We start from the raw sequence: 14,025 nt of genomic DNA, 5'->3' as shown, positions 1-14,025 counted from the left end.
CCCTAGCGGGGGAGGTGGCGCGAGGCGCCGGAGGGGGAAGTGCTGCTGAGCTTGCCTCTTCCCTCTCCGTCGTCGCTCCGCGCCGACACCTCCCCCGCTGGGGGGAGGATTTTCGACTGACCGCTACTTGGCGTCCACGACGGGCAGTTCGATGAAGCTGGCCGTATCGCCCGCGTGGAACACCCGCTGCGTCGCCTTCACGTAGTCGCCGGGCTTGGCGAAGAAGATGTTGGGCACGAAGGTCTGGGGGTTGCGATCATAGAGCGGGAACCAGCTGGACTGGACCTGCACCATGATCCGATGGCCCGGCTGGAAGGTGTAGTTCGCCGTCGGCAGAATGAACTGGTACTTCAGCGCCTTGTTTGGCGTGAGAGCCTTGGGCTGGCTGAAGCTTTCGCGATAGCGGCCGCGGAAGATGGTCATGCCGACGGGCAGCTGATAGCCGCCCAGTTCGGGCTGGCTGGGAACCTCGTCCGGATAGACGTCGATCAGCTTGATCACCCAGTCGCTGTCGGTTCCGCTGGTCGAGGCGAACAGGTTCACCTTGGGCACGCCGGCGATCTTCAGCGGCGCCGTCAGGGGTTCGGATGTGTAGGTCAGGACATCGGGACGGCCATCGACGCTGCGTTGGTCGGTGACCAGCCACGGGGTCCAGCGGCTGCGATCGCTGAACTGCAGCGGGCGGGGGATATAGGGCACCGGCTTGGCCGGATCGGAGACATACTCGTCATAGGCCGCGTCGCCCTTGGCCGGCGCCGGCGCGGTGAAGTCGAGACCGCCCTTGGCCTCCAGATAGAGGTTCTTGGTCGTCTGGGCGTTGGTCCCGCCTTGGGGCCAGCTGGCGTAGCGGTTCCACTTGTTTTGGCCGGGGTCATAGATCAGCACCGGCGGGGTGTCGGCCTTGGCGCCGTCTTTCAGTTGCTGGTCGAAGAAGGGCTTGAGCACGTCGCGGCGGAGCTGCAGCGCGGTGTCGCCGTCCCACTTGAACGGACCCAGGTTGTAGCCGTCGTAGTTGACCTGGCTGTGCCGCCACGGGCCCAGCACCAGGTAGTTCATGTCATTGTTCTTGTCCTTGGACTCCAGCGCCGGGTACGAGTGGACCGCGCCCCAGATGTCCTCCTGGTCCCACAGACCCTGGATCCACATGGTCGGCACCTTGAGCGGCGTCTTCTCCATGGTCTTGTCGAGGGCCTGCTCGCTCCAGAAGCTGTCATAGGCCGTGTGGGCGAACAGCTTTTGCACCCAGGGCAGCTGGTCCAGGCCATGGTTCTTGGCGTAGTCGCCGGCCGAGCCCTCGCGCAGGAAGTTGGAATAGTCGTCATAGCCCTGGCGCTGGACGCTGTCGCCCGAGCCGCGCACGGTCGTCTGGCCGGTGAAATAGTCGAAGTTGATCTGGCGGAAGGCGCCGTACTGGAACCAATCGTCGCCCATCCAGCCGTCGACCATCGGGCTCATTGGCGCGGCGGCCTTCAGGGCCGGGTGCGGATTAACGAGGGCCATCACCACCGTGAAGCCCTCATACGAGCTGCCCAGCATCCCGACCTTGCCGTTGGTCTCGGGGACGTTCTTCACCAGCCAGTCGATGGTGTCGTAGGCGTCGGTCGAGTGATCGACCTCGGAGCTGTTCAGCGGGCCCTTCAGCGGCCGGGTCATCACGTAGTCGCCTTCCGAGCCGTACTTGCCCCGGATGTCCTGGAAGACGCGGATATAGCCGCCGTCGGCCACGAACGGCTCGTCGCCCTGGGGCAGGGTGGCGACCATGCGCGGGCTGTCGGCGCGGGCGGCGCGCTTGGCGGCGTTGTAGGGCGTGCGGGTGAGCAGGATCGGCAGGTTCTTGCCGCCCTTGGGTACGACAATGACGGTATAGAGCTTGGTCCCGTCGCGCATGGGCACCATCACGACGCGCTTTTCGTAGTCGTAATTGACCTTCGCGGCGACGTACTTGCCGTCGATGTCCGGCGTCATCGCCGTGATCTGGGCGTGCGCGGCGACGGCGAACACGGAAGCGGCCGCGGCGGCCAGCAGGCCGGCGCGCAGGGCGGAAACGAAACTCATGGCGGACCCTCCTAAAGAGGGCGGCACCTTAGGACCGGGATTTTCCCGCTGCTACAATATAACAGCGCCGCTAGCCCCATTTTTCGTCGGCCGGCGGAAGAAGTCGCCGTCAGGCGCTCTGGAAGATGCTGCGGAACAGGATCGCGCCGTCTTCCGAGCCAAGATCGGCGTCGAAGGCGCGGTCGGGGTGGGGCATCAGGCCCAGGACATTGCCCTTGGCGTTGACGATGCCGGCGATGTCGCGGGCCGAGCCGTTGGGGTTTTCCTTGTAGCGGAACACCACCTGGCCTTCGCCTTCGATACGGTCCAGCGTCTCTTCGTCGGCGAAGTAGTTGCCCTCGCCATTGCCGACGGTCATGACCGCGTCGCGTTGCTCGCCGAAACCGGCGGTGAAGCGGGTCTGGCCGTTGGTGATATCCAGCTCGACGGCCTTGCAGACATACTTCAGGCCCGCGTTGCGCAGCAGGGCGCCGGGCAGCAGGCCAACCTCGGTCAGCACCTGGAAGCCGTTGCAGATGCCCACGACCGCCACGCCCTTGTCGGCGGCCGAGACGACCTCCTTCATGACGGGGCTCAGGGCCGCCATGGCGCCGCAGCGCAGATAGTCGCCGTACGAGAAGCCGCCGGGCAGGACGATCAGATCCAGATCGTCCGGCAGCGCCGTCTCCTGGTGCCAGACCATTTCGACACGCGCCCCAGCGGAGCGCTCGATGGCGACCTTGCAGTCACGATCGCAGTTCGAACCCGGAAAAACGATGACGGCGGCTTTCATGGCGCGGGCCTGTAGCACCGTTCGGGCCCCGCTGTCATCCCGGCGAAAGCCGGGACCGCCGGAAACACCGCGCCTCCTGTGGTCCCGGCCCTACGCTGCGCTTCGGCCGGGATGACAGCTCGCTACGCGCACTCATCCAATTCCGGCGCCGCAGCCTCGCCGCTGGGCGCGGGGAAGGGCGACTTGAAGGTGAAGGCCGCCGGTGTCGGGCCGTGGGCCTCCAGGTGCGCCAGCTTCTCCAGCGCCTCCTCGACGGTCGGGGTGTGCCCGGCCGGGACCCACCACAGCGCCATGTAGAGGTCCATATGCTCGAACCATTCGCGGCGGCGGCGCATGATCTCGACGTGGCCGCTGCGATAGACGAAGGCGCCCAGCGAGGGGATGTCTTCCCAGACCGACAGGTTCGGGATGAACAGCGGGTCGTCGCCGATGGCCAGGTCCGTGGCGTTGTTGCCATCGCCCGTCAGACGCCAGACGAAGCCCGGCGAGGCCTCGGCCAGGGCGTTGATGCGGTCGAGGTTGTCGGCGAAGTCCTTGATCATCGGGTGGTCGATCGGCGCTTTCAGCCGTCCGACATTGACCTGGGCCAGTTGGAACTTCGCGCTCATCGACAGTCTCCCTTCCGCTCGACGCTGAACATCGTGCGGCGAAGCTTCGAGCGGAAGAGGCGGGCGCGATTTTCTACAGCTCGATCATGTCGAAGTCGGACTTCGGCGTGCCGCACGCGGGGCAGATCCATCCCTCTGGAATATCCGCCCAGCGCGTGCCGGGCGCCAGGCCCTCGCCAGGGTCGCCCTGTTCCTCGTCGTAGATGTAACCGCACGTCCGGCATTGCCAGACCTTGAAGGGTTCCGCGCTCATCGCCGCCGCCTCAGTGCATCTTGAAGCGGATCGGCACCGATTTCGGGCCGCAGACGAAGTTGGCGGTCATGCGGGTGGGCGCGCCGTCCAGTTCGACGCTGTCGAGGCGGGACAGCAGTTCCTCCCACAGCACCCGCATCTCCATCCGCGCCAGGTGCTGGCCCAGGCAAATGTGCGCGCCGTAGCCGAAGGCGATGTGCTTGTTGGGCGTGCGATCGACCTTGAAGCTGAACGGGTCGTCGAACACCGTCTCGTCACGGTTGCCGGACGGGTAGGACAGGAACAGCCAGTCGCCCTTGGCGATCTTCTTGCCCGCCAGTTCGGCGTCGGCCGTGGCGGTGCGCATGAAGTGCTTCACCGGCGTGACCCAGCGGATCGACTCCTCGATCAGGCCCGAGATCAGCGACGGGTCGGCTTTTAACTTGGCGAACTGGTCGGGGTTCTCGGCCAGGGCCCACAGCGCGCCAGCGGTGGTCGAGGAGGTGGTGTCGTGGCCGGCCGTGGCGGCGATGATGTAGTAGCTCATCGCCTCCAGGTGGCCCATCGGCTCGCCATTGACCTTGCCGTTGGCGATCAGGCTGGCCAGATCGTCGCGCGGCTTGGCGCGGCGGTCCTCGGTGATGGCGTTGAAGTACATCATGAAGTCCATGACCACCGACTGGATGCTGTCGACGCCTTCGCCGGCGTCGGTGATCGTCTTGCCGCTGCGGTTCAGGTCTGGATCGGCGTTGCCGAACAGCTCCTGGGTCAGCTTCAGCATGCGGGGCTCGTCGCTCTCGGGAACGCCCAGCACCTCCATGATCACGTGCAGCGGATAGAGGAAGGCGACGTCGCGGGCGAAGTCGCAGCGGTCGCCGTGCTCAGCCATGCGGTCGACGAAGCCGCGCGCGATCTCGCGGATCCGGGCCTCCAGCGCCCGCAGATTCTGCGGCAGCAGCGCGCCTTGGGTGATCTTGCGGTAGGCGAAGTGGTCGGGGTTATCCATCTGCACCAGCGAGCGGACCAGGTGAGGGGACCCGCCCATCATCTCGCGCACCTTGCGGTCGGCCTCGATCGTGGTCAGCACCGTGGCGCGGTCGCCGTTGTGGAACAACTCGTTCTGGCGCTCGACCTCCAGGATGTCGGCGTGGCGCGTGACCACCCAAAACGGATCGAAGCCCTCGGGCTGGGCGATGTCCAGCGGGGCTTCCTTGCGCAGCCAGGCGAAGGCCTGATCGACACGGTCGCCGTCGGCATAGGCGGTGGGGTCGACAATGTCCTTGGCGATGTCGGCGGGGATCGTCATGCAGGCCTCCTGGCTCCTCCCGAGGATGGCTCTGCGGCCATCTCAATTATTTGCTTGTTGTCCAACAAATAACTAAGTTCGGCAAGATGACGTCGTCCCTTAAGGTTCCCGAGCGCCGCACCCAGTCCGACCGCCGCCAGCAGTCGGAGGCCGAGCTGCTGCGCGCCGCCGCCGAGCTGATCGCAGAACAGGGCGTGGCGGCGGCCACCTTTGAGAATATTGGGCTACGGGCCGGCTATAGCCGGGGGCTGGTCACCCAGCGGTTCGGCTCCAAGCAGGGGCTGATCGAGGCGCTGATCGCCCGCCTGCAGGCCCGGCTGGAAGCGCAGATGGACGATCGGCGCCTGGGTCAGCTCAATGGGCTGGAGGCGGTGCTGGGCTTTGTCGACGCCTTCCTGACGAACCTGTCGCGGGACGGCGAGATGAGGGCCTATTTCGTGCTGCTGGCGGGCGCGGTGGCCGATATGTCGGACCTGCGCGCGCCCTTTGCCCTGGCGCACAAGGGCGCCGAGGAACGGCTGGAGGCGATGGTCCTATGCGGCCAGGCTCAGGGCGTCATTCGCGCTGATCTCAACGCCGATGCGGCGGCCCTAATGGTCGGGTCGTTGCTGCTGGGGCTGTCCACCCAGCTGCTGATCGATCCCGGCATGGACCTGGAGCCCATCCGGGAGACCAGCCTGGCGATGCTCAGGACGAGCTTCGCCGCTTAAGCCACGTCGATGCGGTAGCTTTCGATGACCGTATTGGCCAGCAGCTTCTCGCACATGGCCTTGACCTCGGCCTTGGCCTTTTCGGCGTCGGTTTCGGCCAGGTCGAACTCGATCACGCGGCCGACGCGAGCGTCCTTGACCGACGGCCAGCCCAGACCGTGCAGGGCGTTCTCGACGGCCTTGCCCTGAACGTCGAGCACGCCGGGCTTCAGGAACACGTGGACGGTGGCTTTCACTTTAAATCTCCTCACCCGTGGAACGGGGGAGGGGGACAGCGAAGCGGTGGAGGGGGCGTCGCCCTGCCGTCCATCACTTCGGGCTTTGCGCCCCCTCCGTCACGCGGCCTCGCCGCGCGCCACCTCCCCCGCGAGCGGGGGAGGAGAACCCAAGCTTAGTGCACGCCGCCTTGGATGACGGTGGGCATTTCCTTCATGATCCCCAGGCGGCGGGCCACCTCGGTATAGCTCTCGATGACATTGCCCAGGTCGCGGCGGAAGCGGTCCTTGTCCAGCTTCTCGTTGGTCGCGGCGTCCCACAGGCGGCAGCTGTCGGGGCTGATCTCGTCGGCCAGGATGATGCGCGAGAAGTCGCCTTCGTAGACGCGGCCAAACTCGATCTTGAAGTCGACCAGCGTGATGCCGACGGCGCTGAACAGGCCCGACAGATAGTCGTTCACGCGCAGGGCGGTGGCCATCATGTCGTCGATCTCCTGGGTCGCGGCCCAGTTGAACGCGGTGATGTGCTCCTCGGAGACCATCGGGTCGCCCAGCTTGTCGTCCTTGTAGTAGAACTCGATGATCGAGCGGGGCAGGGGCTGACCCTCGGTCAGGCCCAGGCGCGTGGCGATCGAACCGGCGGCGATGTTGCGCACCACCACCTCGAGCGGAACGATCTCGACCTCCTTGATCAGCTGCTCGCGCAGGTTCAGGCGGCGGATGAAGTGGTTCTGCACGCCGATCGAGTTCAGACGAGTCATGATGTACTCGCTGATCCGATTGTTGATCACGCCCTTGCCTTCCAGGACCGCCTTCTTCTGCGCGTTGAACGCGGTGGCGTCGTCCTTGAAGTACTGGATCAGGGTGCCGGGCTCGGGGCCCTCGTACAGGATCTTGGCCTTGCCTTCGTAAATCTTCTTGCGGCGGGTCGTCATGGCTCTCGTCGAGGCCCTTTTTGGAAGCGCGCGCCGCCCTTGCCCGGAAAAACTTCCCGAGAAACGAAAAGCGCGCGCGGCGGATAGCTGCGCGCGGCTTTCGACTCAAGGCCGCTCACTAAAAAATGTCCTTCTGAACCTACCCGAATGAGCGCGATGGCGCAAACAAAGGCGGGGAGTTTGGTTTATGTTAAGATCATAAACGTCGCCTCGGGACGATCCCGAGATTGCGGACCCGACCGGCAGGATATATGCAGCCGGCGTAGGAGCATGATAGCCGAAAGTGGACGCCGGTTTTGGCGACCATCATGCTCAAAATGTTTAAAATTAGAGCTTGCGCGGCCAGATCGGTCGATCTGGCCGCGCAAGCGGGCGACTTTGGGGCCTTCATGACCACCTTCGACGAACGCGAGCAGGGTTTCGAACGCAAGTTCGCGCTGGACCAGGAACTGGAATTTAAGGCGGCCGCGCGCCGCAACCGCCTTCTGGGCGAATGGGCGGCCGGCCTGATGGGCCTGGCGACCGCCGATGAGTACGCGCGCGCCGTGGTCAAGTCCGACTTCGAACAGCCGGGCGACGAAGACGTTTTCCGCAAGGTTTTCGAGGACTTGAAGGGCTCGGGCGTCTCCATCAGCGAAGGCGAGGTCCGCATGAAGATGGCCGAGCTGCTGGCCCAGGCTCGCGAGCAGATCAAGTCTGGCGAATAGGCGCTATCGTCATTCTCGGATGAATGGGGCCGTCCTTCGGGGCGGCCTTTTTCGTGCGCGCTCGGCGGCCCGGAAGTCGTTCGATTTTTTCTAAAAAAACCTAGGGTAGAGGCTGGGGCGCCGCGTTTCAGCAAGGCCTTGCCCTGTCCGGAATTGGTTAACGCCTTTAGGCGAGCTCCGGAGTAAAATGCTCGCATCAGTTGTTAGAAATTCAAATTTTCGCACCGGTTTTATCTGGCGCTGGATGTCGGAAGGATCAATGTGCCGCCGGGCGGTCAACGGAACCGCCAATCTAGGGAGAACGTCCAATGGCCTCGGAAGTCGGTACGCTTCACACCCAGAAGACCGCCAGCGATGTGCTGGGTCTCTATTTCGTCAAGGCGGTGGTCGGCAATGTCGGCATGCCCGGCGCGCCGATCGTCAATCTCGCGCTTTCGGTGCAGGCGGCGTCGGGCCACGTGGCCGGTATCGCCGAGATCACCCAGGCAACCGCCAGCGGTAACCACCGCTTCCCGGTGACGGGCCAGATTTATCAGACGGGCTTTGGGCCCAACCACCAGCTCGTCTCGCTGCAAGGCGAGTTCGTCTACTCGGTGCCGCCGCCGGCCATCGGCACGTTCCTGGCCAAGTTCACCGCCGCCCTGGCGGTGGATCAGCAGTGGAACGGCACCGGCGGTTTTAACTACGTGACCACCCACGTCGAGAACGTGCCGGTCAAGAATATCGCCTAACCCTCCCCAAGGCGCTTGGCCCGCGTCGCCTCAGCCGGCGGCGCGGGCTTTTTATTGGGGCCGGAAGCTGACAAACGGCGCAAGCTGGCGCCAGACCTGCGCCTTTTGCTCAAAGCTGCGCGCGGCGTGGGCGGGCGACGAAGAGGGCAGGGCCAGGGTCGGGACGCGTCCGCCGATCAGCCGCCCGCCCAGCTTGGCCGCCGTCCCGCCGTTGAACGCCACGAGCCGCAGGGCCGGCAGGGTCTGGATCAGCGCCAACAGATCGTTCGCTGCGGGGGCGCGGATGGCCGCGTCCAGGCTTCCGGGCCGCTCGGCCTGCGCGATGACGTCCCAAAGGCCAACGCCCCGCGCCTTCAAGGCTGCCAGGCGGTCCTCGTAGGCGAGGGCGACTAGCGGCGTGTCCAGCACCTGTTCCATCAAACGCCAGAAGGCGTTCCTGGTATTGCCATAGTACTGCCGCGCGGCCAGCGAGGCCTCGCCTGGCAGGCTGCCCAGGATCAGGACACGGGTGTCGGCGTCGACGATTGGGGGAAAGCCGCGCTTAACCGCCGCCATGGGGCGGATCGTTCCTCAGCCAGCCGGTGATCATCAGCCGCGCCGCGCCGGCATAGGGCGCGACCGGCGCCACCGAGTGGACGCGCGGCACGCGAAACAGCGTCAGGGTGTTCCAGGCCGGCGCATAGCCGCGCTCGACATCGCCCTTGGCGTCGTGGAACAGCAACTGGCCGCCCCAGTCCGGCCGCCAGGTGCGCGTCAGGCCCAGGGTGTAGGCCGCCAGCCGCTCGCCAACGCCGGTGTCGTCGTGCTGGGTCAGGAAGTCGCCCGGGCGGTAGCACGTGGCCTGGCCGTCGATCTTGGTGACGGTCGTCTCGCCCGTCACGGCCGAGCAGAAGCCGATGAACGCCGGACTGTTGAGGAACTCGGTCAGGGCGTGGATCGGATGGCCGGGGTCTCGGCCCGCCAGATAGGCGTCGACCATCGGATAGCCGAGATAGACATAGGCGAAGCCGTCGCGGGCTCGCAGCGTCGCCGCGCGGAGCCGCTCGGCTACCGCGTCGCCGCCCAGGGCCTGGCGCCGCGCGCGGTCCAGCACCTCGGCCTTGCCGCGCTCGTCTGAGCAGATGATGTCCCAGTCGATGGTCTGTTCGAGGATGCCAGCCAGGCGATCGACGACCGCTGGCTCGAACACGTCAGGAATGCGCGCCACGCCCTCGCGGGCGTAGGCCGCCGCGAAGGCGGCCGGATCGAGCGCCGGGTTCAGGCGCAGGATCGGCGCGTCGTCCAAGGTCTTACGCGTCCTGGCCGAAGACGCGCTTGAAGATCACGTCGACGTTCTTGGTGTGGTAGCCGTAGTCGAACAGCTCCTCGAGCTCGGCGTCCGTCAGGGCCTTGGAGACCACAGGGTCGGCCTTCAGGAAGTCGAGGAAACGGCCTTCGCCGCGCCAGACCTTCATGGCGTTGCCTTGCACGGCCGCGTAGGCGTCTTCTCTGGAGACGTCCTTGTGGGTCAGGGCCAGCATGACCCGCTGCGAGAACACAAGGCCGCCCAGCTTGTCCAGGTTCTTGGCCATGTTGTCGGGATAGATGTTGAAGCGCTCGATGACGCCGGCCAGGCGGCGCAGGGCGAAGTCGAGGTGGATGGTGGCGTCGGGACCAATGCCGCGCTCGACCGACGAGTGGCTGATGTCGCGCTCGTGCCAGAGGGCGACGTTCTCCATCGCCGGCACCACGGCCGAACGGACTAGGCGCGCCAGACCGGTGAGGTTCTCGGTCAGGATCGGGTTGCGCTTGTGCGGCATGGCCGAGCTGCCCTTTTGGCCCGGATCGAACGGCTCTTCGGCTTCCAGGACCTCGGTGCGCTGCAGGTGGCGGATCTCGGTGGCCAGGCGCTCGACCGACGAGGCCACAACGCCCAGGGCCGCGAAATAGGCCGCGTGGCGGTCGCGCGGGATCACCTGGGTCGAGACCGGCTCGACAGCCAGGCCCATCTTGTCGGCCACGTGCTGTTCGACGCGCGGATCGACATTGGCGAAGGTGCCGACGGCGCCTGAGATCGCGCAGGTGGCGATCTCGAACTTGGCCATCGCCAGGCGCTCCTTGGCGCGCTGGAACTCGGCATAATAGCCGGCCAGCTTCAGGCCGAAGGTTACGGGCTCGGCGTGGATGCCGTGGCTGCGGCCGACGCAGACGGTCATCTTGTGCTCAAGCGCGCGACGCTTCAGCGCCTTCAGCACCAGGTCGACGTCTTCCAGCAGAAGGTCGGTGGCGCGCGACAGCTGCACGGCAAAGCAGGTGTCCAGCACGTCGCTGCTGGTCATGCCCTGGTGCAGGAAGCGGGCTTCGGGACCGACGATTTCCGACACATGGGTCAGGAAGGCGATGACGTCGTGCTTGGTGACGCGCTCGATCTCGTCGATGCGGTCGCTGTCCCAGACCGCGTCGCGGCCCTTCTCCCAGATTGTCTCGGCGGCGATCTTGGGGATGACCCCAAGCTCGGCCATGGCGTCGGCGGCGTGGGCCTCGATCTCGAACCAGATCTTGTACTTGGTCTGGCTGGACCAGATGGCGGCGGCTTCGGGGCGGGCGTAGCGGCTGATCATGGGCGGGCGTTTCGGCCTGGCGAGCCGATGAGTCAAGGGAAGAGGGTTATTACTTAGCGTCGTTGGCGGTCACTTGCCCCCTCCGCGCTTCGCGCTCCTCCCCCAGAGGGGGAAGAAGGATCGCGCGGTCTTCTTCCCCCTATGGGGGAGGAGGATGCGCAGCATCCGGAGGGGGCGAGTATCGCGCCTATGCCCCGGCCCGCTCCTTCATGTGCTTGACCAGCCCAATCGCCGCCAGGGCGTAGTGGACGCCGGCCCAGGCGTAGAAGCACAGCGAGACGATGATGCCTTGCTGGGTCGAGCGGGCCGAGGCGTCGGCGCAGGCCCGGGCGAGCTCGGGCGCGGAGCCCGCCGCAGCCAGGCCGCCGGGGCAGCTCAGCGTAAAGCTGTGAGCGCCGGCCTCGCCAAACGAGCCGGCCAGGGCGTGCAGGATGCCGGTCGAGCCCGGATTGTTGAAGTTGAACTGCGCCAGGTGGTCGATCAGCCAGCCAGTGAAGACCGGTCCGCCGCCCAGGGCGATCAGGTTGAGGAAAAAGAACAGCAGCGCCGTGGCGGTGGCCCGCCGGCGCGGCTCGACCGAGTTCTGCACCACGCCGAAGGTCGGGGCTAGGTACGTGTAATGGAAGATGCCCGGGATCAGCAGGATCAGCGCCGTGGCCTCCCAGCTGGTCTGCATATAGGCGGCGATATAGATCGGCGTGCAGATCAAGAGGCCGATCGCCGGCGTCAGGGCGTACCACTTGGCGCTCTTCTTGCCCGCCCAGTCCGACAGGAAGCCGCCCACCAGCGTGCCGACCCCGGCCGAGAAGCCGCCGACCAGCCCGACGATCAGACCGACCTGGGCCAGGCCCAGGTCGAAGGCGCGCACGAAATAGGGCGGGGCGAACGCGTTGGATCCGTAGGAGCCGAAAGAGGCGATCGTGACGCCCAGCACCATGTGCAGCACCGGCCACTTGCCGAACAGGATTTTGGTGACCGCCCAGATCTCTGAAAACTCGGCCGCCAGCGAGAAGCGCGGCTTGGCGGCGGGCTCGATGACCACGTCCTCGGCCTCGATCGGACGTTCGACGATCTCCGAGTGGCCGCGCGGTGGCTCCTTGACCACCAGCTTGACGATCAGGGCCAGCAGGATGCCCGGAAGGCCGACGATCACGAAGGCCACACGCCAGCTGAACTCCTGCGCGAGCCAGCCCCCGGCCACCGCGCCGAACATGGTGCCCAGCGGGATGCCGAAGGAATAGATCGACAGGGCCGAGGCCCGCTTCTTGGGCTCGTAATAGTCGCTGATCAGCGAGTGGCTGGGCGGCGAACAGCCCGCTTCGCCCACGCCAACCCCGAACCGGTAGAGGGCCAGTTGGGCGAAGTTCGCCGCCGCCCCGCACAGCACCGTGAAGCCCGACCAGATCACGAGCGAGACCGATATGATCGTCACCCGGTTGAAGCGCTCGGCCAGCCGCGCGATCGGGATGCCCAGGATCGTGTACAGCAGAGCGAAGTAGAGGCCTCCCAGCAGGCCCAGCTGGGTGTCGGTCAGTTTCAGGTCGACCTTGATGGCCTGGCCGATGGTGGCGATGATCGTCCGGTCTATGAAGTTGAAGGTGTAGGTCGCCAGCAGCAGGCCCAGCACCGTGGCCTTGTAGCCATTCGAGTAAAGCGGCCGATCGCCGCCGGACGCACGCGCGTCGGCCATACTGACTCTCTCCCTTCAAACACTTGTTCTAATTCTTGAGGGGACTGTGACGGAGCGGAAGCCAAAGCGCTAGGGGCTAAATCTCAGCCCCTGATGCTGGCGACCTTTAGGAAACCATCTCAGCGGCGATGGTCCGGCGCGCGCGCCAGAACAGCCAGAACGACACCACGCCCATCAAGGCCGAGATGATCAGCGCCCATCGCACGCCTTCGGCTGATCCCATGCCCATAGGGCCGGCGAAGAGGTCGCTCATCAGCCCGACGCCCAGGGGGCCAAGGCCCAGGCCGATCAGGTTGATGATGAACAGCAGCACGGCCGCCGTCGTGGCGCGCATGCTCGGGTCGACGATGCTCTGGGTCGTGGCGTAGACGGGCCCGTACCACAGGGCGCTCAGCAAGTAGTAGGGCGCCAGCAGGACCAGGGCCGGGACCGCGCCGGGCAGGCTGATCGCGGCGATATAGATCGGGACCGCCAGCAGCGAGGCTATCGCCGGGGCCACGACATAGGCGCGGATGTCCTTGACGCCGTAGCGATCGGCGATCATGCCGCCCAGCCAGGCTCCGACCACGCCAGCCGTGCCCGCGATCAGGCCAATGGACAGGCCCAGGAAGCCGGCGGACTTCAGGCCGAACTGCGCCGCCAGGCTGGCCAGCTCGGCGGTATGGTTGCGGAAGAAGAACGAGGCGGTGAACGGCGCCTGGCCATAGCCGATGAACGCCTTGATCGCCGCAGCCAGGGCCACCAGCCAGAAGGTCTTCTTGGCCATCAGCACCGCCAGGGCCGCGCCGAATCCAAGGGGCTGGGCCGCGCGGGCGGCAAGATCGGCGGCGAGCTGCTTGCGCGGCTCGACCAGGGTCAGGGCGGCGATGATCGCGAACACCACGCCCGGCGCGCCGGCGACCATGAAGGCTACGCGCCAGCCATAGGCGTCGGCCACCAGCCCGCCCATGGCCATGCCGACCAGCGTGCCCAACGGAGTGCCGATCGAATAGAAAGCGATGGCGCTAGCGCGCTTTTCCTTCGGCACATAGTCGGAGATCAGCGAATGGGCGGGCGGCGTGCAGCCGGCTTCGCCAATGCCCACGCCGATGCGGGCCAGGATCAGGTGCCAGAAGTTCTGGACGAAGCCGCACAGGACGGTGAAGGCGCTCCAGAGCGCGACCGAGGCGGAAATGATCAGCGGTCTGTTTTTGCGCTCGGCCAGGCGGGCGATTGGAATGCCCAGCACGGTGTAGAACACCGCGAAGGCCAGGCCCGTCATCATGCCCAGCTGCCAGTCGGCCAGGCCCAGCTCCTGCTTGATCGGTTCGGCCAGGATATTGATCACCTGCCGATCCAAGAAGTTCAGGGTGTAGATGATCAGCAGCAGCCAGAGCGCGTAGCGCCGGTAGGCGGTTGAAACCGGCGCGATCAGGGGCGAGCCCGTTGGCGCGGCGGGGGGGGCGTCCTTAACCATGGCGTCTC

15 protein-coding genes are annotated in these 14,025 nt (G+C 66.0%); 3 read left to right on the top strand and 12 right to left on the bottom strand.

What is annotated here, in order from left to right:
• Nucleotides 1-123 precede the first annotated feature (123 nt).
• From CSW59_RS03130 to CSW59_RS03110, 5 genes are all read right to left on the bottom strand, one after another.
• A complete protein-coding gene (locus CSW59_RS03130) occupies nucleotides 124-2,055 on the bottom strand; it encodes a CocE/NonD family hydrolase (RefSeq protein WP_099442650.1) in 1,932 nt (643 codons plus the stop codon).
• A 109-nt stretch (nucleotides 2,056-2,164) separates the two neighbouring features.
• A complete protein-coding gene (purQ, locus tag CSW59_RS03125) occupies nucleotides 2,165-2,827 on the bottom strand; it encodes a phosphoribosylformylglycinamidine synthase subunit PurQ (protein WP_099442649.1) in 663 nt (220 codons plus the stop codon).
• Nucleotides 2,828-2,949: 122 nt separating this feature from the next.
• On the bottom strand, nucleotides 2,950-3,435 hold the full coding sequence (locus tag CSW59_RS03120; RefSeq protein ID WP_099442648.1) for a DUF3291 domain-containing protein: 486 nt from the start codon (nucleotides 3,433-3,435) through the stop codon (nucleotides 2,950-2,952).
• Between the two features lie 73 nt (nucleotides 3,436-3,508).
• The gene (locus CSW59_RS03115) at nucleotides 3,509-3,688 is read right to left on the bottom strand and encodes a rubredoxin (protein ID WP_099442647.1); all 180 of its coding nucleotides are present in this window, start codon (nucleotides 3,686-3,688) and stop codon (nucleotides 3,509-3,511) included.
• 10 nt (nucleotides 3,689-3,698) lie between these two features.
• Nucleotides 3,699-4,973: a cytochrome P450 gene (locus tag CSW59_RS03110; RefSeq protein WP_099442646.1), complete on the bottom strand. Its 1,275-nt coding sequence runs from the start codon at nucleotides 4,971-4,973 to the stop codon at nucleotides 3,699-3,701.
• Between the two features lie 86 nt (nucleotides 4,974-5,059).
• Between CSW59_RS03110 and CSW59_RS03105 the strand changes: the two genes are divergently transcribed.
• Complete coding sequence (locus CSW59_RS03105; RefSeq protein WP_099442645.1) at nucleotides 5,060-5,683, top strand: TetR/AcrR family transcriptional regulator; 624 nt, start codon at nucleotides 5,060-5,062, stop codon at nucleotides 5,681-5,683.
• Here CSW59_RS03105 and purS read toward each other — a convergent pair.
• Both purS and purC read right to left on the bottom strand, forming a co-directional pair.
• Nucleotides 5,680-5,919, bottom strand: a complete 240-nt coding sequence (gene purS / locus CSW59_RS03100) for a phosphoribosylformylglycinamidine synthase subunit PurS (protein ID WP_099442644.1) — start codon at nucleotides 5,917-5,919, stop codon at nucleotides 5,680-5,682. The two genes, CSW59_RS03105 and purS, sit on opposite strands and share 4 nt — an antisense overlap.
• A gap of 155 nt (nucleotides 5,920-6,074) precedes the next feature.
• The gene (purC, locus tag CSW59_RS03095) at nucleotides 6,075-6,833 is read right to left on the bottom strand and encodes a phosphoribosylaminoimidazolesuccinocarboxamide synthase (protein ID WP_099442643.1); all 759 of its coding nucleotides are present in this window, start codon (nucleotides 6,831-6,833) and stop codon (nucleotides 6,075-6,077) included.
• A 389-nt stretch (nucleotides 6,834-7,222) separates the two neighbouring features.
• Here purC and CSW59_RS03090 point away from each other — a divergent pair, with 389 nt between their 5' ends.
• Together CSW59_RS03090 and CSW59_RS03085 are read left to right on the top strand one after the other, a co-directional pair.
• Nucleotides 7,223-7,540, top strand: a complete 318-nt coding sequence (locus tag CSW59_RS03090) for a DUF1476 domain-containing protein (protein ID WP_099442686.1) — start codon at nucleotides 7,223-7,225, stop codon at nucleotides 7,538-7,540.
• Nucleotides 7,541-7,848: 308 nt separating this feature from the next.
• Nucleotides 7,849-8,271, top strand: a complete 423-nt coding sequence (locus tag CSW59_RS03085) for a DUF1842 domain-containing protein (RefSeq protein WP_099442642.1) — start codon at nucleotides 7,849-7,851, stop codon at nucleotides 8,269-8,271.
• Between the two features lie 51 nt (nucleotides 8,272-8,322).
• Here the strand turns inward: CSW59_RS03085 and CSW59_RS03080 are convergent, their stop codons facing one another.
• From CSW59_RS03080 to CSW59_RS03060, 5 genes are all read right to left on the bottom strand, one after another.
• A complete protein-coding gene (locus CSW59_RS03080; protein ID WP_099442641.1) occupies nucleotides 8,323-8,826 on the bottom strand; it encodes a DNA-deoxyinosine glycosylase in 504 nt (167 codons plus the stop codon).
• Nucleotides 8,813-9,556: a 2OG-Fe(II) oxygenase family protein gene (locus CSW59_RS03075; RefSeq protein WP_099442640.1), complete on the bottom strand. Its 744-nt coding sequence runs from the start codon at nucleotides 9,554-9,556 to the stop codon at nucleotides 8,813-8,815. Before CSW59_RS03075 ends, CSW59_RS03080 begins: the two co-directional genes overlap by 14 nt.
• 4 nt (nucleotides 9,557-9,560) lie before the next feature.
• Nucleotides 9,561-10,871, bottom strand: a complete 1,311-nt coding sequence (gene purB, locus CSW59_RS03070; RefSeq protein WP_099442639.1) for an adenylosuccinate lyase — start codon at nucleotides 10,869-10,871, stop codon at nucleotides 9,561-9,563.
• Nucleotides 10,872-11,058: 187 nt separating this feature from the next.
• On the bottom strand, nucleotides 11,059-12,561 hold the full coding sequence (locus CSW59_RS03065) for an MFS transporter (RefSeq protein WP_099442638.1): 1,503 nt from the start codon (nucleotides 12,559-12,561) through the stop codon (nucleotides 11,059-11,061).
• 106 nt (nucleotides 12,562-12,667) lie between these two features.
• Nucleotides 12,668-14,017, bottom strand: coding sequence for an MFS transporter (locus CSW59_RS03060; RefSeq protein ID WP_099442637.1), 1,350 nt, complete (start codon nucleotides 14,015-14,017; stop codon nucleotides 12,668-12,670).
• Nucleotides 14,018-14,025 lie beyond the last annotated feature (8 nt).

This window comes from Caulobacter sp. BP25 (assembly GCF_002737755.1).
Classification (GTDB): domain Bacteria; phylum Pseudomonadota; class Alphaproteobacteria; order Caulobacterales; family Caulobacteraceae; genus Caulobacter.
The sequence above is the reverse complement of the archived record's forward strand: the minus strand, read 5'-3'. Positions and strand labels throughout refer to the sequence as shown.

Bases quoted from the DNA above. Each gene is read 5' to 3' on its own strand.
- CSW59_RS03115 (WP_099442647.1), bottom strand. From the start codon at position 3,688: ATGAGCGCGGAACCCTTCAAGGTCTGGCAATGCCGGACGTGCGGTTAC.
- CSW59_RS03085 (WP_099442642.1), top strand. From the start codon at position 7,849: ATGGCCTCGGAAGTCGGTACGCTTCACACCCAGAAGACCGCCAGCGAT.
- CSW59_RS03130 (WP_099442650.1), bottom strand. From the start codon at position 2,055: ATGAGTTTCGTTTCCGCCCTGCGCGCCGGCCTGCTGGCCGCCGCGGCC.
- CSW59_RS03090 (WP_099442686.1), top strand. From the start codon at position 7,223: ATGACCACCTTCGACGAACGCGAGCAGGGTTTCGAACGCAAGTTCGCG.
- purC (WP_099442643.1), bottom strand. From the start codon at position 6,833: ATGACGACCCGCCGCAAGAAGATTTACGAAGGCAAGGCCAAGATCCTG.
- purQ (WP_099442649.1), bottom strand. From the start codon at position 2,827: ATGAAAGCCGCCGTCATCGTTTTTCCGGGTTCGAACTGCGATCGTGAC.
- purB (WP_099442639.1), bottom strand. From the start codon at position 10,871: ATGATCAGCCGCTACGCCCGCCCCGAAGCCGCCGCCATCTGGTCCAGC.
- CSW59_RS03065 (WP_099442638.1), bottom strand. From the start codon at position 12,561: ATGGCCGACGCGCGTGCGTCCGGCGGCGATCGGCCGCTTTACTCGAAT.
- CSW59_RS03080 (WP_099442641.1), bottom strand. From the start codon at position 8,826: ATGGCGGCGGTTAAGCGCGGCTTTCCCCCAATCGTCGACGCCGACACC.
- CSW59_RS03110 (WP_099442646.1), bottom strand. From the start codon at position 4,973: ATGACGATCCCCGCCGACATCGCCAAGGACATTGTCGACCCCACCGCC.
- CSW59_RS03120 (WP_099442648.1), bottom strand. From the start codon at position 3,435: ATGAGCGCGAAGTTCCAACTGGCCCAGGTCAATGTCGGACGGCTGAAA.
- CSW59_RS03105 (WP_099442645.1), top strand. From the start codon at position 5,060: ATGACGTCGTCCCTTAAGGTTCCCGAGCGCCGCACCCAGTCCGACCGC.
- CSW59_RS03060 (WP_099442637.1), bottom strand. From the start codon at position 14,017: ATGGTTAAGGACGCCCCCCCCGCCGCGCCAACGGGCTCGCCCCTGATC.